Raw genomic sequence first — 23,735 nt, 5'->3', positions numbered from 1 at the left:
TTAGAGTATAGCTACCGTTTCAATTTATTGTCAAACGGGTTTCACTCCGTTAACACGTCCTCTTGGAAAGTTTATGAGTCCCTATAGATAAATCTACAGCAAACGTTCATCGTATTACAAGAGGAAAGGTACACCCTTCTTTTGAAAGATCTTATAGTATGGCATAATATAATGAAAAGCGCTTGCAAAATCTTTTTAATCTAGGCATGTATTCTTCTGTAGTTTTATGGTCTATTAACAGTACTATAACACAAATGAAAGAAAGCGGTGGAGAGAACTTGGTAGAAGATACTGGAGAACGTGTGATACCCGAATATATGAAGCCATCAAATGGATTATTGTTGGAGCATATGGCTCGCTATCAATTTGCTCTTCCTTACGTAACAGGTCGAGTACTTGATCTTTCTTGCGGTTCTGGATACGGGACGCATATGATGGCTAAAAACCGAAAAGATGAAATAGATGAAGTAATGGGTGTGGATATTGATCAAGATATCATCAACTATGCAAAAGCTCACTATTATCATCCTAAATCCTTTTTCCAACAGGAAAATGCCGTTGATCCAATCCTACCAGAAAAACTCGGAACTTTTGATACGATTATTAGCTTTGAAACCTATGAACATATTGAAAATGAACAACAACTACTTAACAACTATTATGAATTATTAAAACCTGGAGGCATGTTAATTGTTTCAACTCCATTTGGCCAAGGACGAGGAATTGAGTGTGGTTCCCCTTTCCACGTACATCAAATTACACCAGAAGAATTTAAAGAGCTTTTTCGTAATTATTCAGCCTCCGAATTTTATTATCAAAAAGGTGTTTTAATCGAGCCTCCAAGGGATGGTGTGCATTATCCATTAGGCATAGCAGTTTGTAAAAAGTGATTGAAAAGCCACCTCATTTCTTTGAGAGTGGCTTTTTTGCAAGCTATTATTTTATTTCAATCTCTTTTTTCTGATGGCCATGAAGCTCACCTTTTTCATAATGAACATTTACCTTGTATGTTCCTGTGGAATCAGCCTTGAATTCAGCAGCATACTCACCTTGCTTACCTTCTTTAGCATCAATATACTTGTGCTTTCCATCATTTTTCCACACTTCAAATCGAACTTTTGCCTCTGCTAAAGGCTTTTCTCCTTTTTGAAGGTGCACCATTAATTTGCCCTCTTTCTTCATAAGGTGGACGGCTACACCATCTGAACGATCTCCATGACTATGTTCTTCTTTATTCTCACTTCCATTATGATCATGACCCTCTGACTTTTCGTCACTTTCAGATACATTTCCAACATTCAATTTCTTTTGAGGCATGTTATGCATATCGCGAGCCGTTACGTGAGCTATTACATAATAAATGCCTTTTTCATCAAATGTGTGCTGAATGGAATAAAGACCTTTTCCCTGTTTTTCTGCCATCATCTTTTCATGGTCTTCGGAACCTTTTTTCCATATCTCAAATTCTACCTCTTGAGCATCATTTACATTCTCAGAACCTTGTGTAACTTTAGCCTGAATCGTTGTAACCTCTTCTGGTTTTAACGTTTCAGGAACCGTTTTAATCTTCACCTCAATAGCTTGTAGTTCTTGGTTTTCTTCTGAATTCTGTTGGTCATCGTTATTGCTGGCATTATTTCCCTCTTCAGATCCACATGCTGATAATACTACAAAAATAGTTGAGATAAGTAATAGAAATCCTAGTTTTCTCATCTTTTATTCTCCTTGTTCTTTAATCTCTTATTTAGTGTCATATTATCATGAAAGGTTTTTATATAACCCTCGTAACCATGACAATTTCATGAAGACTATTTAGAAATCTTGCATGATCATACGAAGATAGTTTGGTAAAACCTTAATGCTCCCAGGAGTCTTCAAATAAATTTCTCCATCGGTATCGACATCCATTTCTTCATCTGTTTCAATCTCAATTTCTTTACCTTGTGTGTGGAACAACTCCTGAAACGATTCAGAATCGGTCCTAGGCTGATTAAGAGAAAGAAGCTCCCTAAATGTTTTTAAATTCGAATTCTTTATAACTAAAACATCTAAATTACCGTCATTTACATAAAGTGACGGAACAGGTATTTGTCTTGTGCCAATGAACCTTCCATTAAGCACGAGAATCATAACCCCTTCTTCTTCATACTCCACTCCATCTACCCTCAATTTATATCTAAAAGTATTGGCTTCATTCATTGTTTTAAACGCACTAATAAAGTAACTTAACACCCCAAATCGATTCTTTTGATCGGGATCAATGTTAATAGAGGTCTCTGTAACAAGGCCAATACCCCAGAAGTTTAAGAAATATCTATCTCCAACCTGTCCCAGATCTACTGGAGCCACGCGCCCATTCACTAATGCATGAGCAGCTTGACCCACATTTTGAGGAATTCCTAACATTCTAGTGAAATCATTACAGGTCCCACCAGGTAATATCCCCAATACGGGTTGGTTCTCGACATCTGCAACCGCATTTATACAATCGTGAACAGTCCCATCTCCCCCAAGTATGTAGAGGACTTCAACGCCTTCTCCATAATGTCTTACTTTCTCAATAAGGTCATCACGGCTTGTCGTTTGCACCACAGAAAGTTTTTCAACATTTTGTGAAAGAACAGGTAATGCTGCAGCTAATTTATCGTTTAACTGATCAGGCCCTGCACTACCATTATATAAAAAAGCACCCGTTTGATACTGTGACACCTTCCATACCCCCTAAATTTTCCGTCCAAGTTCGAATTTATATCATAGTACCATTTCCGTTATGGATATAAGTGAAACCTCACACCATTTTCCTAGAACTTTTTGCATACTTTCGTTTGACTAAGTTATGTATTAGGAATATATTATTATATGGAACTTATTTCCTATATACGTATTTTTGTTTGATAAGGGAGGCAAGAACAAATGCTTATCACACTTTCCGAAGCATATAATGGAAATCATTTTTACATTAAACATATTGAAGCAACAGGTAAGGATAAACAAAGATTATATCGATTAGGGATCGACACAAACATTACTTTAGTACTACTTCATAAAATTAATGCCGGTCGAATGATAGCTGTACAGATTGGTGAAAAATCTGTAGCCCTTCAGAAAGAAGAAACAGATCAAATATATGGAGAAGTTTTAGTTTAATCCTCCATTTACACAGTCGTTTGTAACCACATAAAAGATAAAAAAAACATTATGAGTTCTCCACCTTAAAATAACCCCGTTTCACATCAATTATTAACGAAAAACTCCTTCTGCTATATAGCAAAAGGAGCATCCTTTACATTGCATCCTTAATTCCTTTTTTAACAAGCCACCAGTTTGCTGGGTAACTTGTGATAAATCCTAGTATCATCGCAATTTGCATCATGAACCAATACGTTATTTCATTTGGCTTCGGCGGGTGTGTAAACAGAATAAAGTGAACAATAGCCATCCACCCAAACATACCAACTTCAAATGCGATTAATGACCATGTGTCTGCTTTAACAGCGGATTTAAAAGAACCAAATATACCTTTATCTTTATTCATAGGGTAAATCGCTAGTACTTGGAATAACAAACCAAAGGCATAAGCTGCAATAAATTCAACAGTGTAATGTGCTAAAAGTTTAGAACCTAAAATTGCCATTCCAGCAAAGAATACAATTGGAACACCTATGGCATCCCCAAGTGTACAACCCGCTGAACAGTGAGTTGTGGAAACAAAGGTCTTAGCTGGGCGTTTACGGTTGTCATCTTTATTAAGATCTTTTGCTTTAATACGCCCCCATTTGAAATATGTCCAAAGAGCAACAGGGCCCATAAACCAGCCATTAATAGGCCAAACCACATTCATGATCGTCATCATTTGTGGATGGCGAATTACATCTATTAAAATAATTAAGGAGGATAAAAGTCCAATAGCAAGTGCTAACCAAGCTACGATTTGTAATGTATCCATTCATTATCACCTCAATTTTAAGTTTAGAATTTACATACCCTAGTCAGGTGTTTATCTAAACGAAAAAATACCAAGTAGTGATCAAAGGTTGTCTAAAGAAGTCTGACAAACTTCGGATGATACTTGGTATCGCCGTTACTGATTAATAAAATTTTTCTTAAGAGCTTGCTTATCTATTTTTCCTACGTGTGTTTTAGGGAGTTCCTCTAAAAAGTGAAAATGTTTCGGGTTTTTGTAACGTGTAAGTTTTTTTCTACTGTACTCTTGGAGCTCTTCCTTCGTTAATGAAAAGCCCTGATTCAAGGATATAAAAGCTGTTACGATTTCCCCCCACTTCTCATCCGGAATGCCCACAACAGCGACTTCACTAATGCCTTCATGAGCTTCTAACCAATGCTCAACCTCTAGAGGGTAAACATTCTCTCCCCCCGTAATGATCATCTCTTTTTTCCGTCCAACGATATAAACATATCCATCATCATCCCGACGGGCTAAATCACCCGTGTGAAACCAACCATTTTCAATCGATTCAGAGGTAGCTTTAGGTTTATTCCAGTAGTATTCAAATGTATGGTTCCCTTTTAGCAATAGCTCGCCTACTTCGTTTACTTGAACATCTTTCCCCTCATCATCTACAACTCGAACCTCATTAAACATCATGGCCTTCCCAACAGAACCTTGTTTTTCTTTTGCCTCATAAGGGTCGATATAAAAATTGTTTGGACCTGCTTCCGTTAATCCATATCCCTCTTTGAATAAAAGACCTTTTCCAGCAAAAGCTTCATACACCGCTTTAGGGCATGGGGCTCCTCCTGAAAGAAATACTTTCATATTTTCGAAAGATGCTTCAGCAAAGCTCTTTGTACGTACAATCATATGATACATTGTTGGAACAAATAACACGATCGTACATTGATAATGAAGTAAATCCTCTACAGCCTTTTCTGGATCGAATGTAGAAGACAATATGACTTTTCCACCACACATTAGTAGAGGGACACTCAATGCATTTAGTCCTCCGGCATGGAACATAGGTAATGTTGTAAGGGTTGTATCTTCATTGGTCAAATTCCAACTCACAATCGTATTTAAGGCGTTCCATATAATTGAGTTATGAGATAAAACAACACCCTTTGGCTTACCTGTTGTTCCTCCTGTGTACATCATCGCCAGTGGCTCATCTAATGATTGCGGCATGCTTTCAGAATTCAGACCAAGAATAGGAAGCTTACGAATATACTCATTGTCATGAATATCTAACACAGAGTACTCGAACTTCACCCATTCACAATCCCCTGCGAAATGTTGGTGCACACCGATCAACTTAGGCTTTGAATCCCCTAGTACATACTCCTGTTCACCCTTTGATAGTCTCCAGTTTAATGGGACAAAAATGGCACCAATTTTGGCACAGGAGAATAAGAAGTCAAAGTAGCTGACATGGTTGGGTGCAATTAGTGCAATTCGATCTCCTTTTTGAATCCCTTGAGATAAAAAATAGTTCGCTAGATTGATTGCACGTTCATTAAGTTCTTCATATGTAAAAGACTTACCCTGATCATCATCAATAACAGCAACTTGCTCGGGAAAAAGACGAGCACGTCCCTTGATCCAATCTAATTCACATCTCACAATCATCTCTCCCCGTTCTTGTAAGCTACCTTTATGCTACAAAATCGGAGTTACAAGGTAGTTACAAAGGGAAACCATCCTTATAAAAAATACCGTGCTCCCTCAAAGGTTTGTCGAAATACTTGTCGACAATCTTGAGTTAAGCACGGTATAGAGGAAATCACATCATGATGCCGCCATCAACATGAAGAGTATGACCATTCACATAATTTGATTCATCTGAAGCTAAGTATAGATAAGCCTGAGCAATGTCTGTAGTACGTCCTAAGCGTCCCATAGGAACTTGTTCTATCATTTGATCGATTACTTTTTCAGGAACTTCTTCTACCATAGCAGTCTCCGTGAATCCTGGAGCTACAGCATTTACATTGATCCCTTTTCTTCCAAGCTCTTTAGCCCATGTTTTCGTTAAACCGAGTAACCCAGATTTAGCCGCCGCATAGTTAGACTGACCAACATTTCCAAACGCACCTGATACAGAGGACGTGTTAATTATCTTCCCTTTTCCTTTTTCAACTAAATAAGGTAACACGGCCTGCGCACAATGGAACGCTCCTGTTAGGTTAACATTGATCACCTGTTGAAATTGTTCGGATGTCATTTTAGACAACATCGCATCACGTGTAATGCCAGCATTGTTTACGAGTATATCAATGCCCCCAAATTGAGAAGCTACACTTTCAACCATCGCATCAACACTCTCTCGTTCTGCTACGTTTACCTCCACAAAACTCACATCAAATCCTTCACTTTTTAACTCAATGGCTCGTTGCTCTCCAACCTCTCGATTGAAATCCGCAATCGCTACTTTCGCACCTTCACTAGCAAATAGCCTTGCCGCTTCAAATCCAATGCCATTTGCTCCACCTGTTATAATCGCTACTTTATCTTGTAATCTCACTGTTTATGATGCTCCTTTTCTTCTAAAAATTGTTCCAGCGTTTGTATCAATGACGATAAATCATCCACTAAAGGAGAGTGACCACATCCTGGTAAAGATACAAAAGTTGTATTCTCTCCTATATCTTCTAAGATCTCATTTGTCATCTTTTCTGTTATTACGTAGTCCATATCGCCGCGCATAACCAAAACAGGGATATTTATATCCTGTGCCTGCCCCGTCCCTTGGGCTACTTCGTTATCAACTGCACTAATATTAAATTGATTCAAAGCCTGATAGACTTCAGCAAGATTTCGTTGCGTTAAAATATCATCTACATATTCCTCACACTTTTCCTCATCAGGCTTATTATTCACATAAATCAGCATGTTCCACATCGACTTTAAAAACTCACGATCCTCTGTGTCATAAGCTTTCTGCACAGCAAGTGTTTTACCTGGATCAGCTTTGACCTCTTCATACGTTTTCAGACGGTGATTCGTATCAGGCAAACCATTCTCACCCGTTGCATAAAAAGGATAACCACGTGTGGACCCTGAAGCTAATAAGAGTAAGCGATTACAATAACTCGGATAATCTACACAGAATTGCTGACAAACGGCTCCACCCATAGACCAACCGACAAGTGCGACATCATCCAAGTCTAATGCATCTAAAAAAGATTTCAGATCATCTGAAAAATCTTTAATAGATGAAATAGGCTCTAGATATGTAGAAACACCAAACCCTCTCAAATCAATGGCGTATACTTTATACTTGGAATTCATATTTTCTAAAACAAGATCCCAATGCTTTGAAGACGTCATATTTCCATGGACCAAAACAACGACATCTTCCCCACCTTCACGTTCTCGGTATCCTAGTGATTCACCATTTGGGAGTTGTACTTTTTTCAGAGAAACGTCCATCATACTCATCACCCTCTCTTATGATTTCCCCACTTAATCGCTGTTGCGCCCCATGCATAGCCAATTCCGGCACTAACAAGTACAACAATGTCTCCATCAGTCAACTTCCCCTCTTGTTCAGCTAGCTCAAGAGAAAGGATTTGATCCATCTGGCCAATATGACCGTAATTCTCTAAATAGATGGATTGACTTAGGTCCAATCCAAGCTCCTTCAATACATATTCATGAGCTGATCGTTTCATATGAAGCATGGCTACATATGAAACATCTTCTTGGGTATAACCGCTTTTTTGCAAAGCTTCACGAATGACATGTAAAAAGTTGCTCATCGACTTTTCTTCAAGTCGCTTCTTCATCCCTTCTGGGTCCAACACATCTAACTGGTATTGGTCGAAGTTATCAGGTGTAAGAGGAACCTTCGTACCACCCGCAACAACGACAACATCCTCTGAAAACGATCCATCGCTTATTAATGAGCTATCCAAAACTCGATTCTTTTCATGACCACGCTGTAAGATCATCGCGCCTCCACCAGCACTCAAATTGTACATAAAACGTGTTCGAGGATTATCAAATCGAATAAAATCTCCATTTCTGTACCCACCAGCTAATAAAACCGTTTGAATGTCTGGATCAGCTATCATCATATTACGCGCAACTTTCATCGCCATAATTGTAGTCCCACATCGCATAGCCACATCAAAGGCCCATGCATTTGCAGCTCCAACCGCTTCTTGAAGTTTAATTCCAGCAGTCCATAGAGGATACTCTTTGTATTCCTCCCCTATATAGATGACAAGATCGATGTCACCAGGGTCTATGCCCCCTTTTTCCAAAGCCTTCTTCGCTGCACGTATCCCCATCTCACACGTATGGTCTTCCTCTCCTGGCACAGGCTTTTGTTTAATACCCATTTTCTGTTCGACAACTTCAATCGGCAATCCTGCCTGTTCTGCAATCTCTTGAGACGTCATCACGTCTTCAGGTATATAAACGCCTGTGGATACAATTCCGACTGATTCCATGGTCATAACTCCTTTATCTCCACTCCATCAAGGGAATTCTTCATATAATTCATCGCTTGATCAAAGCTCTCAAATGTCATTTCTACTTCATTTTGAACATGGGTTACTTTAATCCGATATCGTTGATCCTCTTCCCCTTCTTCTAACGATGCATGAAAGCGAACGACAAATGATGCAATTGGTTGACTCACACCACTTCCCCCTTTTTAACTAGCAACTTTCTTTTGTTCATTTTTCGTTTGATTGTGCTTTTTGTATCGTTTCTTACCCCACATGTGCATAAGACTTCCCACAATACCACGAGGAAAGAAAATCACAGCCAAGATATAGATAATGCCAAACAGAATGATCCACCGTTCAAAAATCCAATGCACATCAGACAGCTCTGAAAGCCAATGGTGAGCAAATTCAATAATTCCTGCTCCTATAATCGGACCTATTAATGTTCCGACCCCACCAATGATCGTCATTAGAAGTGCGTCGAGTGTTACTTCTGTTGCAAAAACGCTGGTATCTACAAATCGAAGTGAAAGAATGTACAAGACACCTGCGAAACTTGCCACAACCCCCGACACGACACTAGCAATGACTTTGTAATGCATAATGTCAAAGCCAATGGACTCCACACGCTGTTCATTTTCTCGAATCGCCATTAAAATACGTCCAAGCGGGGACTGTGTAAAACGTCTTACTAAAAAGAACAAAACAATCAATGAAATCAGACAGGTTAAGTATAAATTTGTTCGATCACGGAATAACTCTGGTATCTGTAATACAAAACCATCGTTACCTTTCGTGAGGGAACGCCATTTTTCTGCAGCAACTAAAAACAAGCCCGCTAATGCAAGAGTAAGCATGGCGTAAAAGTGACTCTTTAACCGAAGGGTCAAAATACCTGCAATAAAACTAACGAGTCCAGCTATAGCCATAGCCACAATGGCTCCAATCACTAAATAAAACATCGTTGGTTCATTTCGGTCTAAAATAATCGAAACACTATAAGCACCAATACCAAAAAACATGGCATGCCCAAATGAAACGATACCTGTGAACCCAAGCAACAAGTCATAGCTCATTGCAAAAATTCCAAAGATAAACACTTGAGTGATCAGAAATAGAATCGTTCTGTTATCATACCCAAAAGGAAGCGCGAGAAGTGCGATAGCACACAAAGTGTAGGCCATTGTACTTTTGTTCATTTGAAGGTTTGTCATTACGCTCCCCCCTTAAGTGAAAATAACCCTTGTGGACGAAATATGAGTACAGCTGCCATTAAAAGCATGTTTACAGCGAGAGATAACGACGGAACGTAGTAGGCCATAAAAGCTTGCGCAAGTCCCACAAGAATTGCAGCGAACAAGGAGCCAGTAAAGCTTCCCATGCCGCCAATGACAACCACAATAAAAGCTAAAATCGCAAACTCCATTCCCATCTCTGCATAGATTACACCAGAATAAGGAGCAAGCAGGATACCACCTAATGCAGCAAGCGCCGATCCAGCCATAAATACAAGCATAAAAACAAATCGAATGTTAATCCCAAGAGACTGGACCATCTCTTTATCCATAACACCCGCTCGAACAATCAACCCTACTCTTGTCTTCTTCAAAATAAAGAAGGTAATGGCATAAACGAGCGCACCAATTAAAATGATAAACAGACGATACTTTATTAATATGACATCACCAAGTTGAAAGCTTCCTTCTAGGCCTGCAGGAGGTTCAGCAGCAATTGGGTTCGGACCAAAGACAACTTTAAGCATTTCAGATAAAACCAACATAAACCCTAACGTGATCAAAATCTGTTGTACGTGATTCCCGTAAACTGGCTTAATAATGAGCCATTCTGTCAAAACACCAAGTAACAAGCCCGTTACAATAGCTCCAAGAACACCAATCGTAAAGCTTCCTGTAAGGTCATACACCCACACTCCACTAAAAGCTCCCCATGCAAATAAGCCACCATGGGCAAAGTTCAATACGTCCATCAGACCAAAAATGAGCGTAAGCCCCGAAGCTAGTAAGAATATGAGCATGCCTGTAGCAAGCCCATTAATGGCTAAGTTAAAAAACAAATCCATTGGCTAGTCCCCCTCCCTACGCAATTCCGAGATATTTCTTCTTCAATGATTCATCTTTTTCGAGCTCATTCATCTGTCCTTGATGAACCGTTTGACCGTCATCCAATATATAGAAACGATCCCCAATTCGACTTGCCATTAAGAAATTTTGTTCCACTAGAACGATCGTCGTTTTTTCTTTCATTTCCTGAATGGATTCCATCACTTTTTCGACCACAATCGGTGCCAAACCCTTACTTGGTTCATCTATAAGTAAAAGTTCACTCTCATTCATATAAGCTCTGGCAATAGCAAGCATCTGCTTTTGACCCCCACTTAGTTGTCCTCCAGGCTTGTTCCAAAACGTTTTTAAATCAGGGAAAAGGTTCAGCACCCATTCCATTCGTTCATGCGTGGAATCATCTTCTTTTTGCATGGCTACCCGCATGTTTTCACCCACCGTCAAATCGCCAAAAATTCCTTGATCTTCAGGAACATAACCAATACCTTCCTTTGCGACTTTGTAAGGGGGGAGTTTGGTAATGTCCTTTCCGTTAAATGTCACACTCCCTTGCGTGGCTGGATTCAGCCCCATAATGGTACGAAGCGTGGTCGTTTTCCCGGCACCATTTCGCCCTAACAAAACCGTCACTTCCCCTTTTGGCACTTCAAATCCCACGTCATGAAGGATGTGAAATTGATCAATATAGGTTTCGATTCCTTCTAACTTAAGCAGAGTTGTCATCATACAGTCCTCCTAAATATGCTGACTGAACTGTTTCATTGTCCATAATGTCTTCTGGTGTACCTTGAGCAAGAAGTTGCCCATTAAATAACACCAGCACTTGATCAGACAAGTCCAGAATCATATCCATTTTGTGCTCGATTAACACGATTGTTCGATCACCTTGTCTCTTAATGTTGTGAATGACCTCTAGAATCGCAGGAACCTCTTCAAGAGACATACCAGCGGTCGGTTCATCTAATAAGAGTATTTCTGTTTCTAGCGCTAAAAGCATAGCTATCTCTAACTTTCTTTTTTCACCATGCGCTAGATTACTAGCTAAAGAGTTTGCCTTATCTTTTAATAAAACTTCACCCAACAACTCTAGAGCTTTCTCTTCTTGATCTTTATAGGACTTAAAATGTTTCAGCATCTGAAAGCGCACCTGTTTTTTGGATTGTACAGCTAACCGTACATTCTCCAATACTGTTAAGTTTGGGAACACATTGGTTATTTGAAAAGATCTACCAATTCCTTTACGTGTTCGTTTAGTTGGCGAGAGTTTTGTTATAGACTCTCCTTTAAAGTAAATATCACCCTTTGTAGGACGAAGCTGCCCACTTAAAAGATTAAAAAAAGTTGTTTTCCCAGCACCATTGGGTCCGATCACAGATGTAAATTGTTTTTCAGGTATTTGAACGCTCACCTCATCAACCGCAACATGACCGCCAAAAGCGATCGTAATGTCTTTTGTTTCAAGAATAGTATCCATGTTTCTACCTCCCTCTGACGTTATGAAACAATGAACTCCGGCAAGGAGCGCCGAAGTTCATTGGTATCTACTTAGTTTTGGATTGGAGGAGCTGTTTCCTCTGGTGTTAGGACACGCTCTAATACTGGTACCGGATAGTCATATCCCTCTTTTTCCTTAAGTTTGATCTTATACAATGACTGTAATGCCTGATGGTCTTCTTTACGGAAGGTCATTTCACCCTTAGGTGTATTAAAACTCATACCTTCCATTACGGAGATCAACTCATCCGCATTGGCACTACCATTATTGTCTTTAATAGCTTTAACAATGGAAATCGCTGCACTCATACCACCTGGAGTGAATAAGTCTGGTACCTCACCATCATATTTTTCTTTATGTTTTTCTACTAACCAATCATTCACCTCATTATCAGGAAGATCATGATAATAAACTGTGAAACCTTCCATACCTACAAGAGGTTTCATGGTTTTTAAAGCTGCAATGTCAGGTGCACCTGTTGAGATCTTAATGCCTTTTTCTTGCAGTTTCATATCATTAATCTGATTCCAAGGCGTGTTCGCCCCTGCCCAAATAACGAACAGGTAATCAGGATCTGCTTCAATGACCTTTTGAATATTTGCTGTGAAGTCCGTCGCACTTGGATCCGCATATTCTTCATGAATAATTTCTGCCCCTAGATCTTCTGCCGCTGTTTTAAATGCAGCTACACCATCGCGACCAAATGAATAGTCTGGAGCGAGTGTTGCTATTTTAACCCCCTCGTCTGCAATCGCTGCCGCGCCTGCTGCAGCATCCTGAGATGAGTTACGAGCTGTACGGAAAATGTACTTGTTCCAGTCAGCTCCAGTAATACTGTCCGCTACTGCTGGCTCAACAACCATAATCTTTTTGTATTCTTCAGCTAATGGAAGAACAGCTTTTGTATCTCCTGAGCTAGATGAACCAACTAAGAAGTCTACTTGCTCTTCTTCTAAAAGACCTATCGCCTTCTGACGAGCTACTTTCGGATCTGTTTCTGTATCTTCATAGACCACTTCAACCTTTCGGCCTTCAACTTCCATCGTTCCATCAGTTGCATACTCTAAACCAAGTTCAAATCCTCGCTTCGTTTGTGTTCCATAAGCTTCTAGTGGACCAGATAGAGAAGCTAGCACCCCAATTTTAATGGGACTCTTATCTGCTGATTCACCACTATCTCCATTATTCGAGTTACTCTGCTCTTCCGTTTCTGTCTCACTTCCACCATTTTCTGATGAAGCTTCGTTATCGCCTGAACAAGCTACTGTGAAAATACTTAGAAGCATCACCATGAACAAACTACCTATAATTCGTTTCCATGACATTGAAAAACTCCCCCTTTAAATTTAAGTTCATCCAAGCGTCTACTGCTTTGACCTTATCGTACGAAAGAAGAGTTACACGGGAGTTACAAATGAAGTTATCATAAATACTTGAAGCGCATTATTTATTAATTAAATGGCAGTAATCTTGAATAAGCTGGTGCGGGGTGGTTCCGTTGCTTTTGTGGAGTGCGGTGGGCTGTGGAACGGGTTGCTTTCCCCGGAAGACCGATCGAGCTTCCTCGTCACTTCGTTCCTGCGGGATCTCGCTCGCCCTTTCTACCGGAGGAGTCAACCCGTTCCACAGCCCACCTTAGCCGAATGGTGAATAACGGAACCGCAGCTATCGTTAGGTTTTCTGGTTTTAAATAACGAGTTAAATCATATATCCCTCCCAGGTGATCTAAGGCCTTATATGTAGAGGGTTTTTAGGATCTAAAATACAGTTTCCTTAAGGATGAAAATAAATGATCTCACCCTGGGTCCGTTAACCTCCATAACAGCGAAGGGGTGAGGGAAACGGCAAACTCCCGCGGCAGAAAGGGCGGACGAGATCCCGCAGAGAGCTTGCGAACGAGGAAGCTCGGCCGGTCTTCCGCAGGAGTATTGCCGTTTCACCGATCCCCTTACTCTCACAAAAGCAACGGACCACCACCGCCCTTTATCTCGAATCCAAGTCTTCAACAAACGGGGACTTTTCTGGAATAACTCACAAGTAAAAGAGTATAAAAAAGAGCTTGGGACAAATTCCAAGCTCTTCTCTAGATACATTTATGCTAATTCTAAATGTTGCAGGTTATTCCGCTTCGAACGCTTAATATAACCCCTTGCTTCTAAATCTAATTTCACTGTCGTTAAATACCAAGATATCGAACCATTAAAGTTCCCCTTCAACTGATGAGTGACCTCTACACGCAATTGTTTAAACGAAATGATTTCATGCTCTTGAATCGTGTTCAATATACACCTTTTAATGGTTTCATACTTATCTCGATCGATTCTCGGGGCTTCTTTTCCTTCTGGGTGCATACATGCGATTTTATCTTCCATCAGATCACCCTCCATCTATAATTAAGCAAAAACTTCAACACCCTTATCACTTTTGATGATCTCAAACATTTCTTTCGTGGGCTTCATCGGTTCCACACCTAGCTCGTCTTCTAATACTCGGTAACATTTCTGATACCATTTAATCGCTTGAGGTCGGTTATTTTTTTGATAGTAACTATACATCATTAACCGATAAGCTTCCTCCCACGAGCGATCTATTCGTAAAATCGCTTCACACCATTGAATACAAGTGTCAAAATCCTGAAGACGAACCGATACCTGTGCTAACTTTTCGGCCCCTCGCAAGAATAATACTTGAACACGCTCACGTTCATTCAAACACCAATCTGCTAAGCGACGGTCCTCCAAATAGTTTCCCTCATACCGCTTTAAACCTCTCTCAAGCAAGTCTTTGGATCGGTTCGCATCTTTCTCTTCTAGTCCCGCTTCGATCCATTCTTCAAAAGAAGCAATATCGAGCTCATAACCAGCTTGAGGGTTCAGTCCATATGTTTGTCCATCTTTTTTTATAAAAAAGGATTCTGCTCGCGCTTTCCTTCCTGGCTCTAGGGTTTTCAAAAGAGCGTTCAGGGCCACTTTAAAGCTACGATTGGCACCAGATTCATCTTGATCGGGCCATAATGCTTGGTAGATTTCTTCTTTTGAAACTTGTTGATGGCGCTTTGTAACGAAAAACTCAAATAGTTCCTTTGCTTTCCCGCGCTGCCAATCCTTCTCCTCAACAAGTTGATTCCCCAACCATACCTTGAGTTGTCCTAAGGTTTGAATCCGAAGCGTATATCCTGGATGGTTTTTCATCTCATCATACCCAAGTTCGTGAATCATTTTAGATACAAAAGGCTCATGAATTTTAAGTTTCTGCGCTTTAAACAACAAGGGAATGATATTTTGAACATCCATCGGCCCGAAGGTTGTTCTTTCTTTCAAGAAAAATTCGTAACCTCCTGTCTGTATACGCTGCAGAAAGGCCCTCATTTCTCTTTCAAAAACTTCTTCCTCTTCTGTCTCACGAGCAGCGTAAGCCTTCCAAAATGAAGTCAGCATTATTCCGTATTCATCACCACAATGACCCATTTGTTGTTCTACTGTCATAAAAACTGAATTCGCTTCCTCATATTTCTTACAATATAAGGCGGTAATCCCCATACATAGTTGAATGAGAGAGGATAACCAGAGATCTTTCACCTGTTCTGTTTCATGAAGACCTTTTTCACCTGCGGCCATAGCCTTTTCATATTCACCTTGAACACCATATAATACGCTAAGTCCCATATACGGCTCTGCCTTCCCTCTTGAAACATTCATTTTCTCCATCATTTCCAATGAGGTTTGATAGCACTTTTCAGCTAGGTGAGGCTCATAGCGATTGATTAGTTGGACGGCATGCCCAATTCTCATCCATCCGCAAGCTTCTACAAAGGGTGACTGCACTTGAATCCCCTGATGTATTCCTTGTTCAGCATATTTCTTACTTTCATCACTTTTACCCATAAACGATGAAATAATCGATAATAATATGTCTGTTTCTCGAAAGGACTGAGGCAAATGCTGTGATTCATCAAATGGTTGTGCTTTTTTTCGTTCTAGAAGCACTTTTTCTGCTTGCTCCAGTCTTCCTGTTCTTAAATACAAACGGGCTTCTAAATTCCCATCTAATAAAGGCAGTTTTAGTTCTTTTGCACGTTCAAACCAAGCCTCTGCTTTCACAGCATTGCCCGCATTTAATAGATTTTCAGCTAAACGATGATAGAGTCTTGCCATCTCTTCTTTGGTTGCATTCGTTTTTTCCCGAATATCAATTGCTTTTTGTAATATACGTTCAGCTTGATCAGGCTGAATCGTATCCAGGTAGATTTGCGCTTTCCCTTCTAGTGACAGGCTAACTAAATAAGCATCATCTCGGTCATGTGCAATAGATTCTGCACGGTCATAACATGATTCCGCTTCTTTATAAGAAGACCAATAACGTAAAATCTCACCCTGGTAGTACCATAAAATTGGGAAATGACGTTTTTCCTGTGAAGGAATCGCAATCAGTCGATCGTAGAGACTCTGGAGCTTTCCATTTTTGAGCATCTCTTGACCAAACTCTTGAAGTAATTGCGACAAACGACCATGATCTCCCATATTTGCAAGGTGGGAAAGAGCCGTCTCCATATCTCCGTTTTGTTCATGGTAGCGGGCTGCTTTTTGGTGTAGTTGTTGGTACTCCTTTGGCTGTTCTTTTTTCATTCGGTTTTCCAAAAAAGCTTTAAACAAAGCGTGATAGCGATAGTGATCCTCACTTACTCTCTGAAGAAAGAGTTGTTGATCTGCTAACTGCTCAAGCATGGAGCCAGATCCTGTCATACCCAAGACGTAATCACATAGTTTGGGAGAAAGCACCTCCAAAATACTAGTTTGCATTAGAAATTGTTGCACCATTAGAGATTGTTTCGATAACACCTCTAAAGCTAAATAATCAAAAAGGTCTTGAAGCGTATTCGTACGGTTTTGGACAACACTCTCCACATCAATTCCAGCTTGAAGCTGCTGAATAACCATCTCAAAAGCAATCGCCCATCCTTCAGTTAACTGATGAAGCTTCTCTAGAGCTGAATCTGAAAGGTCAAATTCATATAGATCGATCAACAAATGCTCCATTTCTTCTTGAGAAAAGGTCACATCTTCTTGAGAGATTTCTAGCAGGTTCCCTTTCACCTTTAACGAGGTTAGAACATTCCAATGTGGCCTATTACGGCTAGAAATAACAACATGACAATTCTCCGGGATATGCTCCATAAAATGAATCATCCATTGTTCAATTGGCAAAGAATGTTCTATATGATGAAAGTCATCAAGGACAACATACAATTCATTTTCTAGCTGTTCGATTTCATTCACCATCATGGAAACAAGCGACCATATTTCCTGGTCTTGTACATATTGTTGGATGGTCTCAAGTTCTTGAAGAATGGCCTCACCAAAATCAGCATGCTGAATCCGAATAGCATGAATGAGCTTTGTTAAAAAAGGACCTAGGTCATCATCATTGGATGAAATAGAATACCAGCAAGCCTGCAACCCTGAATCCTGAATAAATAAAGTAAGAGCTGTACTTTTCCCATAACCCGCTCCCGAATGTAATAAGACAAGAGGATAGTGAGTCATAGAGGACAGCTTTTTATGTAACTTTGCACGACGAACAAAACGATCTTTTACAACAGGAGGTCGTAACTGTGTCTGAATGACGGGGATTCTTTCCACCCTCTCACACTCCTTGATATTTTTCGGACTTTTCTATCATTTTAACATAGACATTTAAGCGTACATTGTCAAAATTGGAAGAGAGAATGAAAAAAAGTACCGTTTCCCCCTCGAATAAAGTCGAAGCATGTTCAACCAAATCCGGAGTAAAACGGTACTTATATTAATCTATTTTTTTAAAATAAAATGGAATCTAGTGAGTAAGTGCCTGCTCCAATTAAAGCTACACCAACAGCGATCACAATAAGAATGAAATTATACTCGTAACCTTGAGCAGTATTCCAAAAACCATTTGGCCCATGAACTTTAACAATTGCCCCAAGCATAGTGATTACAATTAATATTGCCCCTAGTGGTGTTAGCAGCCCTAAAGCAAATAGACCTCCACCAACAAGCTCAGATAACCCTGCTAATAAAGCCATGGTGTATCCAGGCTTAATACCAATAGAGTCAAAAAAGCCACCTGTACCTTTTAATCCATGTCCCCCAAACATTCCAAACAACTTTTGAGCACCATGCCCTATAAACGTTACACCTACCGCTAAACGAATAATTAACAAACCTAAACTCATCATGATTATCTTCTCCTTTGAATATTATTTTATTTTGAATTCGAGATATATAACCAAAAAATAAATCCGATACAATTATTTCGAATTCGAGATTTATTATATGTGCTATTTATCTCGATGTCAAGATAATTTAAGCATGTTTTTTGCAATGTGCTTATGCCTATTCTAATAATGGAGAAAGAATTTTAATGTTAGGGTGAACGAATTGACCATTAAACTAAGTGTATTAGATCAATCTCCTATTTTAACGGGGATGTCTCCCATAGATGCTTTTCAACAAACGACTGAGCTTGTTCAACATGTAGACCTCCTTGGTTACCATCGTTACTGGGTTTCTGAACACCACAGTACAAAAAGCCTGGCTGGATCTGCGCCTGAAATATTAACCGCACATTTAGCAGCACATACAAAATCTATACGTGTTGGCACAGGAGGTGTGCTCCTCCCCCATTACAGTGCTTATAAAGTAGCAGAATCGTTCCGAGTTCTCGACACACTTTACCCCGGACGCATTGACCTTGGAGTTGGACGTGCTCCTGGAGGTATGCCAAATGTGAATCGAGCTCTTAATGATGGGGGTGCACCTAATGTTGAACATTACCCACAGCAAGTAAAAGAGCTAATGGCTTATCTGCATGGACATGATCCTTATGACATGAATGTCTATGCAACACCACTGGCTGAGACCACACCATCGATTTGGATGCTCGGTTCAAGCGGTACTAGTGCACGTCTTGCAGCAGATGTTGGTGCTTCCTATTCATTTGCGCATTTTATTAATGGTTACGGTGGAACCCGTGCAATGAGCCGCTATCAGGATCACTTCCAACCCTCTATGCAACAAGAGAAACCTCAGGGGAATGTTTCGATTTTTGTGGTATGCAGTGAAACAGAAGAAAAAGCTGAATATCTTGCATCAAGCTTAGATTTAGCTATTTTAAAAATTGAACAAGGTGGTAACCGCGATGGCTTCCCAACTCCGGATGAGGCGAGCCAATACCCTTATTCCATTTTTGAAAAAGAGCGTGTGCGTGAAAATAGAAGTCGAATGGTTGTAGGCGATCCTAAACAAGTAAAAGAGAAAATAGAACATCTTGCTCGCGCCTATAATGTCAATGAAGTAATCGTGAACACAATTGTGAGTCCATTTGAAGAACGATTAAAATCTTATGAATTATTGGCTAAAGAATTTGAATTAGATACACGATCATATGAAGCCTGAGTATAAAAACTCGGGCTTTCTTTTTTCGTCCATCTCCTCTCCTTACTGTTTATTTTTTAATAGAAAAAGGAATGATATCAATATCTAAAAATACTGGGAAGAAGGAGAGAAAAGACATGTCTGTTCAGGTACCAAAAGATAAAGGATTAGATCGAACACTAGGGATTTTTAAAGATGGATATGAGTTTATTTCTAAGCGAGTCCAGAATCATCACCTAGATGTCTATGAAACTCGACTGTTAGGTCAGAAAGTTGCATTACTTAGTGGTGAGGAAGGCGCCAAGGTATTTTATGATACCCATCGAATGAAACGAAATGGCGCAATGCCTACTCCTGTATTAAAAACCTTATTTGGTGAAGGCGGCGTTCAGACGATGGATGGGAAAGCACATGTTGAACGTAAGCATCTATTTATGTCGATCATGACGCCTGAAGCACTACGTGATTTGCACGCGATTACCACAAGCCATTGGGAAGCATACGCACAAACTTGGGAGAAGAAAAAGAAAGTTGTCCTTTTTGATGAAGTCTTAGAACTTCTCCTTCGTACAGCTTGTGATTGGACAGGAGTACCTCTTGGCCAAAAAGAAGTCAAAAAACGCGCAGATGATATGAATAAAATGATTGAAGGCGCTAGTAAAGTCGGACCACGTCATGTCGAAGGGCGTGCAGCTCGTAAACGTTCAGAGCAATGGATTGAGAACATCATCCAAAAAGTACGAAATGGAGAAATTATTGTACCGCAAGACAGTACGCTATATACCGTCGCAACTCACCAGGAAAACGGAGAACTTTTAAATGCTCGCATCGCTGCGGTAGAATTACTAAATGTTATTCGCCCTCTTGTAGCGATCTCGCGATATATCGTTTTTGGAGCAGTAGCTTTTCAAGAGTTCCCCGAAACGAAGGATCAAGTGATGCAAAGTGAAGATCATTTGCTTCGATTCACACAAGAAGTTCGTCGCTATTTTCCATTCTTCCCTTTCCTTGGGGCACTTGTAAAAGACGAATTCACTTGGCAGCAGTACCCTTTCCAAAAGGATCAATTAGTGCTCCTTGACCTTTATGGAACGAATCATGACCCACGCCTTTGGAATAACCCTGAACAATTTAATCCGGATCGCTTCCAAGATTGGAAGGGTGGTTTATTTGACCTTATTCCTCAAGGTGGTGGAGATTATCATACAGGACATCGTTGTCCAGGTGAATGGCCTACCATTGAAGTATTAAAGGCCAGTTTTACATTTCTATCTGCTCATTTGAAGTACCAAGTTCCCAAGCAAGATTATAGCTATAGCTTACGCAAAATCCCAGCGCTTCCTAAGAGCGGATTCATTATGAGGAAAGTACAAATGACTAACAAATGAATAGACTCCCGTGCTGCACTAGGAAGATAGCAGCACGTTTTTTATGAGTACTCCTATAATCAAAATCTAATTGATCCTCAAACAGTTCAATAGGTATCCATACCTCCACCATGATAGACTTACATTAAAATCATTTATAAAGGACGGTTTGATATGTACGGATTAGAAGAAAAAAGGAATCAAATTTTAGAATTTTTACAAAGTCTTACTGATGAGCAAGCTCGCACTAAACCATCAGAAGAAAGTTGGAGTATCCTTGAAGTCATTGAGCATTTATATTTAATTGAGGGCTTTGTTGTCCAACAAATGGAGAAAGCTCTTGAAAAAGGGTCCGACCAACAAGCAGAATTAAAACCAATCAACCGTACTCAAGGACGAGACTATAAAGTTGAAGCCCCAGAATATTTACAGCCAAAAGGTCAATTCAAATCTATTCAAGATGCTAAAGATCACTTAGAAAAATCCCGTGAGCAAACGCTTTTCCTTATTCATAATAAAGACCAAGAACTCCTCCAAAACAGAGTTATGCCCCACCCTGCATTTGGCGATATGAACTTAGAACAATGGGCTGAATTTATTGGATGGCACGAACTTCGTCACCTTGAACAGATGAAAGAAATAAAAGAAGTTCTATAATGTAATTAAGCAGCTCTCATTAAGGGCTGCTTTTTTTTTATTTCAAAAAATTTTATATTCCCTTGAACTTTTTCCATAACCAACCGTAAAAAGAGAATGAAAGGGGGCATGGACAGATGGAAGATGAGAAGTCATTAATTAACGCTTATCAAAATGGAAATGAATACGCTGCCGATATGCTCATACATAAGCATCAAACCATGTTGTATCGATTTTCATTACGACTCACAAAGTCACAAGTCGAAGCAGATGACCTCTTCCAAGAAACTTGGGTCCGTGTTTTTCGATCATTAAACCGTTATGACGGGGATCGCCCCTTCCAAACATGGTTATGTACCATTTGTATGAACTTATATCGCGATGAATATACAAAGAAGAAACGTTGGCTTAATGTTGTTAAGGATTTCTTCTCAAATGAGGATAAAGACATCCAACTGGCTCGTTTACCTTCACATTCAGCCACACCAGAAGACCTCACGATGAAGCAAGAGTCAGATGAACAGCTTTTAGAAACGCTTAATGCCCTCCCCGATAAATACCGTGTCCCTTTAATCCTTTTCTACTTTCAATCTTTTTCATATGAGGAGATGGCGGATGTATTAGATATTCCTGTTGGAACAGTAAGGTCGCGGTTATCTAATGGAAAAAAGAAGTTAAAAGAAACATGGAAAGAGGTGGAAGACGATGACAGAAGAACAGTTTGATCAAAAAATGCGAAATGCTATACAAAGCGGAAACCCGAGAGAAGTCGTCGTTGAGGAAACCATTCGAGAAGTTAAACAAACAAAACCATTGGATCGCTCCATGATATTATTCGGAATACTGCTTTTTGTAGCTTCATTTCTATTATGTTTCGAAGTTGCTTATTGGATCATTCAAGATTGGTCTTGGCTTATCGTAGGCATTGCACTTATAGGCAGTAACCTCATATCAGCTGTGGTGATGTTCTTCATCGTTTTAATCAAGCAAGAAAACCTATACCAAATGTTTATAAATGAAAAGGAGGTATAACATGACTGATGCTCAAATTATGACAATTACGTTCTCTAGTATTTTTTTGATTCATATTATACTGGCTATATTTGTTTATAGAGATGCAAAAAAACGCGGACTCAATACAAAGCTTTGGACCGTATTAACCTTGGTCGTTCCGAATTTCTTTGGTGTGATCATGTACTTCATCGTACGTACGCAAACCTCCTCAAAAAAGGTTTGCCATCAGTGTCAAAACAATATCAATCATGATGACCTCTACTGTCCCAAGTGTGGAGCAAACCAAATGGAAACTTGCAATCGCTGTGACCAGCCTTTACATGAAACGTGGATTGTTTGTCCGAAGTGTGCGAAGCCTGTGGGAGAATAATGAAAGTGAATCATTGTTTTCACTTCGTTTTCTACTTTAATAATAAGGGTATATTGAACAATGGATTCAAAAGCCAAAGGAGGCTTTCTTATGGATTTTGATCATCTAGTTGTTGCTGCTAAATTACCTGAGCAGGCAAAAAAGGATATGAATATGAAGCATGGTGTTGTCGGTGTAAAAGGTGGAGAGCATAATGCTTGGGGCACATATAACCATTTAGCTTTCTTCAATAACCAGGCTTACATTGAATGGCTAGGTGTCCAAGATTATGACACGGCATTAAATTCAGGTAACCCACTTATTCAACATCTTATGCACAATCATGAACAAGACGTGGAAGGTCCTATCACCTTTGCTTTAAGAACATCTGATATGGACTCGCTTATTGAATATTGGGATGAGGAGCGTATCGATTACGAAGGCCCCTTCGAAGGAAGTCGTACAAAACCAAGCGGCTCTACTTTATCTTGGCGAATGCTCTTTCCAAAATTTGATTTTGAATCAAAAGTGTTACCATTTGTAATTGAATGGGCAGATGGTATCAACTCTGCTGACAACCCAGAAGACACCAACTCTATTCCTTTCAATACGATTCATGTTGGTGTAGATGAACTCGAGAAAGCGAAGGAAGAATGGATGCACCTTTATCAACTTGGAGAACCAACACCTTCTACTGATTTAGCCGGCAATCCTTCTTATGATTGGAAGCTTGGAAATGGCACCCTTTCTCTTTCAAAAGGAGAAGGCATTAATGCGAAGTTTGGTAATATCAATATTTAACTCTTTCTAAGCATGACATCTTTACATCGATGTCATGCTTTTTTAGAATTCTTCTTCTGTTAAAGCCCCCTTATCTGGAAGACTTGAAATCGAGATATATTGTGGTGGAGGTCCGTTGCTTTTGCGAGAGTAAGGGGATCGGTGAAACGGCAATACTCCTGCGGAAGA

The 23,735-nt window shown here is 39.8% G+C and carries 25 protein-coding genes; 9 read left to right on the top strand and 16 right to left on the bottom strand.

What is annotated here, in order from left to right; translation table 11 throughout:
- Positions 1-278: 278 nt before the first annotated feature.
- Entirely contained in the window at positions 279-890 is a 612-nt protein-coding gene (locus H514_RS0109165) for a class I SAM-dependent methyltransferase (RefSeq protein ID WP_027446702.1), read from the top strand.
- Between the two features lie 46 nt (positions 891-936).
- On the opposite strand, the gene H514_RS0109160 is transcribed toward H514_RS0109165, so the two are convergent.
- Both H514_RS0109160 and H514_RS0109155 read right to left on the bottom strand, forming a co-directional pair.
- Positions 937-1,713 carry a FixH family protein gene (locus H514_RS0109160; RefSeq protein WP_027446701.1) on the bottom strand — a complete coding sequence of 259 codons (777 nt, stop codon included), beginning with the start codon at positions 1,711-1,713 and terminating at the stop codon, positions 937-939.
- A 99-nt stretch (positions 1,714-1,812) separates the two neighbouring features.
- Positions 1,813-2,709: a YegS/Rv2252/BmrU family lipid kinase gene (locus H514_RS0109155; protein WP_027446700.1), complete on the bottom strand. Its 897-nt coding sequence runs from the start codon at positions 2,707-2,709 to the stop codon at positions 1,813-1,815.
- A gap of 204 nt (positions 2,710-2,913) precedes the next feature.
- Between H514_RS0109155 and H514_RS0109150 the strand changes: the two genes are divergently transcribed.
- Positions 2,914-3,147 carry a FeoA family protein gene (locus H514_RS0109150; RefSeq protein ID WP_027446699.1) on the top strand — a complete coding sequence of 78 codons (234 nt, stop codon included), beginning with the start codon at positions 2,914-2,916 and terminating at the stop codon, positions 3,145-3,147.
- 136 nt (positions 3,148-3,283) lie between these two features.
- Here H514_RS0109150 and H514_RS0109145 read toward each other — a convergent pair whose 3' ends face one another.
- From H514_RS0109145 to H514_RS0109080, 14 genes are all read right to left on the bottom strand, one after another.
- The gene (locus tag H514_RS0109145) at positions 3,284-3,946 is read right to left on the bottom strand and encodes a DUF4396 domain-containing protein (protein WP_027446698.1); all 663 of its coding nucleotides are present in this window, start codon (positions 3,944-3,946) and stop codon (positions 3,284-3,286) included.
- Positions 3,947-4,081: 135 nt separating this feature from the next.
- A complete protein-coding gene (locus H514_RS0109140; protein ID WP_027446697.1) occupies positions 4,082-5,578 on the bottom strand; it encodes an acyl-CoA synthetase in 1,497 nt (498 codons plus the stop codon).
- A gap of 160 nt (positions 5,579-5,738) precedes the next feature.
- On the bottom strand, positions 5,739-6,479 hold the full coding sequence (fabG, locus tag H514_RS0109135) for a 3-oxoacyl-ACP reductase FabG (RefSeq protein ID WP_027446696.1): 741 nt from the start codon (positions 6,477-6,479) through the stop codon (positions 5,739-5,741).
- Positions 6,476-7,390, bottom strand: a complete 915-nt coding sequence (phaZ, locus tag H514_RS0109130; protein ID WP_197063074.1) for an intracellular short-chain-length polyhydroxyalkanoate depolymerase — start codon at positions 7,388-7,390, stop codon at positions 6,476-6,478. Before phaZ ends, fabG begins: the two co-directional genes overlap by 4 nt.
- A gap of 5 nt (positions 7,391-7,395) precedes the next feature.
- Complete coding sequence (locus H514_RS0109125) at positions 7,396-8,412, bottom strand: 3-oxoacyl-ACP synthase (RefSeq protein WP_027446694.1); 1,017 nt, start codon at positions 8,410-8,412, stop codon at positions 7,396-7,398.
- Positions 8,413-8,414: 2 nt separating this feature from the next.
- Positions 8,415-8,603 (bottom strand): hypothetical protein, encoded by a 189-nt coding sequence (locus tag H514_RS0109120; protein WP_027446693.1) that lies wholly within the window; start codon positions 8,601-8,603, stop codon positions 8,415-8,417.
- 15 nt (positions 8,604-8,618) lie between these two features.
- Positions 8,619-9,626: a branched-chain amino acid ABC transporter permease gene (locus tag H514_RS0109115; RefSeq protein WP_027446692.1), complete on the bottom strand. Its 1,008-nt coding sequence runs from the start codon at positions 9,624-9,626 to the stop codon at positions 8,619-8,621.
- Positions 9,626-10,492 (bottom strand): branched-chain amino acid ABC transporter permease, encoded by an 867-nt coding sequence (locus H514_RS0109110; RefSeq protein ID WP_027446691.1) that lies wholly within the window; start codon positions 10,490-10,492, stop codon positions 9,626-9,628. Before H514_RS0109110 ends, H514_RS0109115 begins: the two co-directional genes overlap by 1 nt.
- A 16-nt stretch (positions 10,493-10,508) precedes the next feature.
- Entirely contained in the window at positions 10,509-11,216 is a 708-nt protein-coding gene (locus H514_RS0109105) for an ABC transporter ATP-binding protein (RefSeq protein WP_027446690.1), read from the bottom strand.
- On the bottom strand, positions 11,200-11,967 hold the full coding sequence (locus H514_RS0109100) for an ABC transporter ATP-binding protein (RefSeq protein ID WP_027446689.1): 768 nt from the start codon (positions 11,965-11,967) through the stop codon (positions 11,200-11,202). Before H514_RS0109100 ends, H514_RS0109105 begins: the two co-directional genes overlap by 17 nt.
- Before the next feature lie 71 nt (positions 11,968-12,038).
- Complete coding sequence (locus H514_RS0109095) at positions 12,039-13,313, bottom strand: substrate-binding domain-containing protein (protein WP_027446688.1); 1,275 nt, start codon at positions 13,311-13,313, stop codon at positions 12,039-12,041.
- Positions 13,314-14,081: 768 nt separating this feature from the next.
- Complete coding sequence (locus H514_RS22810) at positions 14,082-14,360, bottom strand: DUF6958 family protein (RefSeq protein ID WP_051255093.1); 279 nt, start codon at positions 14,358-14,360, stop codon at positions 14,082-14,084.
- Positions 14,361-14,381: 21 nt separating this feature from the next.
- Positions 14,382-17,627, bottom strand: a complete 3,246-nt coding sequence (locus H514_RS0109085) for a BTAD domain-containing putative transcriptional regulator (protein WP_051255092.1) — start codon at positions 17,625-17,627, stop codon at positions 14,382-14,384.
- A gap of 176 nt (positions 17,628-17,803) precedes the next feature.
- The gene (locus H514_RS0109080) at positions 17,804-18,202 is read right to left on the bottom strand and encodes a DoxX family protein (protein ID WP_027446686.1); all 399 of its coding nucleotides are present in this window, start codon (positions 18,200-18,202) and stop codon (positions 17,804-17,806) included.
- A 208-nt stretch (positions 18,203-18,410) separates the two neighbouring features.
- Between H514_RS0109080 and H514_RS0109075 the strand changes: the two genes are divergently transcribed.
- From H514_RS0109075 to H514_RS23970, 7 genes are all read left to right on the top strand, one after another.
- Positions 18,411-19,421: an LLM class flavin-dependent oxidoreductase gene (locus tag H514_RS0109075; RefSeq protein ID WP_027446685.1), complete on the top strand. Its 1,011-nt coding sequence runs from the start codon at positions 18,411-18,413 to the stop codon at positions 19,419-19,421.
- A 116-nt stretch (positions 19,422-19,537) separates the two neighbouring features.
- Positions 19,538-20,788, top strand: a complete 1,251-nt coding sequence (locus tag H514_RS0109070) for a cytochrome P450 (RefSeq protein WP_027446684.1) — start codon at positions 19,538-19,540, stop codon at positions 20,786-20,788.
- Positions 20,789-20,941: 153 nt separating this feature from the next.
- Positions 20,942-21,424: a DinB family protein gene (locus H514_RS0109065; RefSeq protein ID WP_027446683.1), complete on the top strand. Its 483-nt coding sequence runs from the start codon at positions 20,942-20,944 to the stop codon at positions 21,422-21,424.
- Positions 21,425-21,540: 116 nt separating this feature from the next.
- Complete coding sequence (locus H514_RS0109060; protein WP_027446682.1) at positions 21,541-22,128, top strand: RNA polymerase sigma factor; 588 nt, start codon at positions 21,541-21,543, stop codon at positions 22,126-22,128.
- Positions 22,109-22,435 (top strand): hypothetical protein, encoded by a 327-nt coding sequence (locus tag H514_RS0109055; RefSeq protein WP_027446681.1) that lies wholly within the window; start codon positions 22,109-22,111, stop codon positions 22,433-22,435. Before H514_RS0109060 ends, H514_RS0109055 begins: the two co-directional genes overlap by 20 nt.
- Position 22,436: 1 nt before the next feature.
- Positions 22,437-22,787 (top strand): zinc ribbon domain-containing protein, encoded by a 351-nt coding sequence (locus H514_RS0109050; protein ID WP_027446680.1) that lies wholly within the window; start codon positions 22,437-22,439, stop codon positions 22,785-22,787.
- Between the two features lie 90 nt (positions 22,788-22,877).
- Positions 22,878-23,567 (top strand): VOC family protein, encoded by a 690-nt coding sequence (locus tag H514_RS23970; RefSeq protein ID WP_051255091.1) that lies wholly within the window; start codon positions 22,878-22,880, stop codon positions 23,565-23,567.
- The last annotated feature ends 168 nt before the right edge of the window (positions 23,568-23,735 follow it).

The sequence above is a fragment of the Pontibacillus marinus BH030004 = DSM 16465 genome (genome assembly GCF_000425225.1).
GTDB classification, from domain to species: Bacteria; Bacillota; Bacilli; order Bacillales; family BH030062; genus Pontibacillus; species Pontibacillus marinus.
Note: the sequence above shows the minus strand (reverse complement) of the source record. Positions and strands in the feature narration are given on the sequence as shown.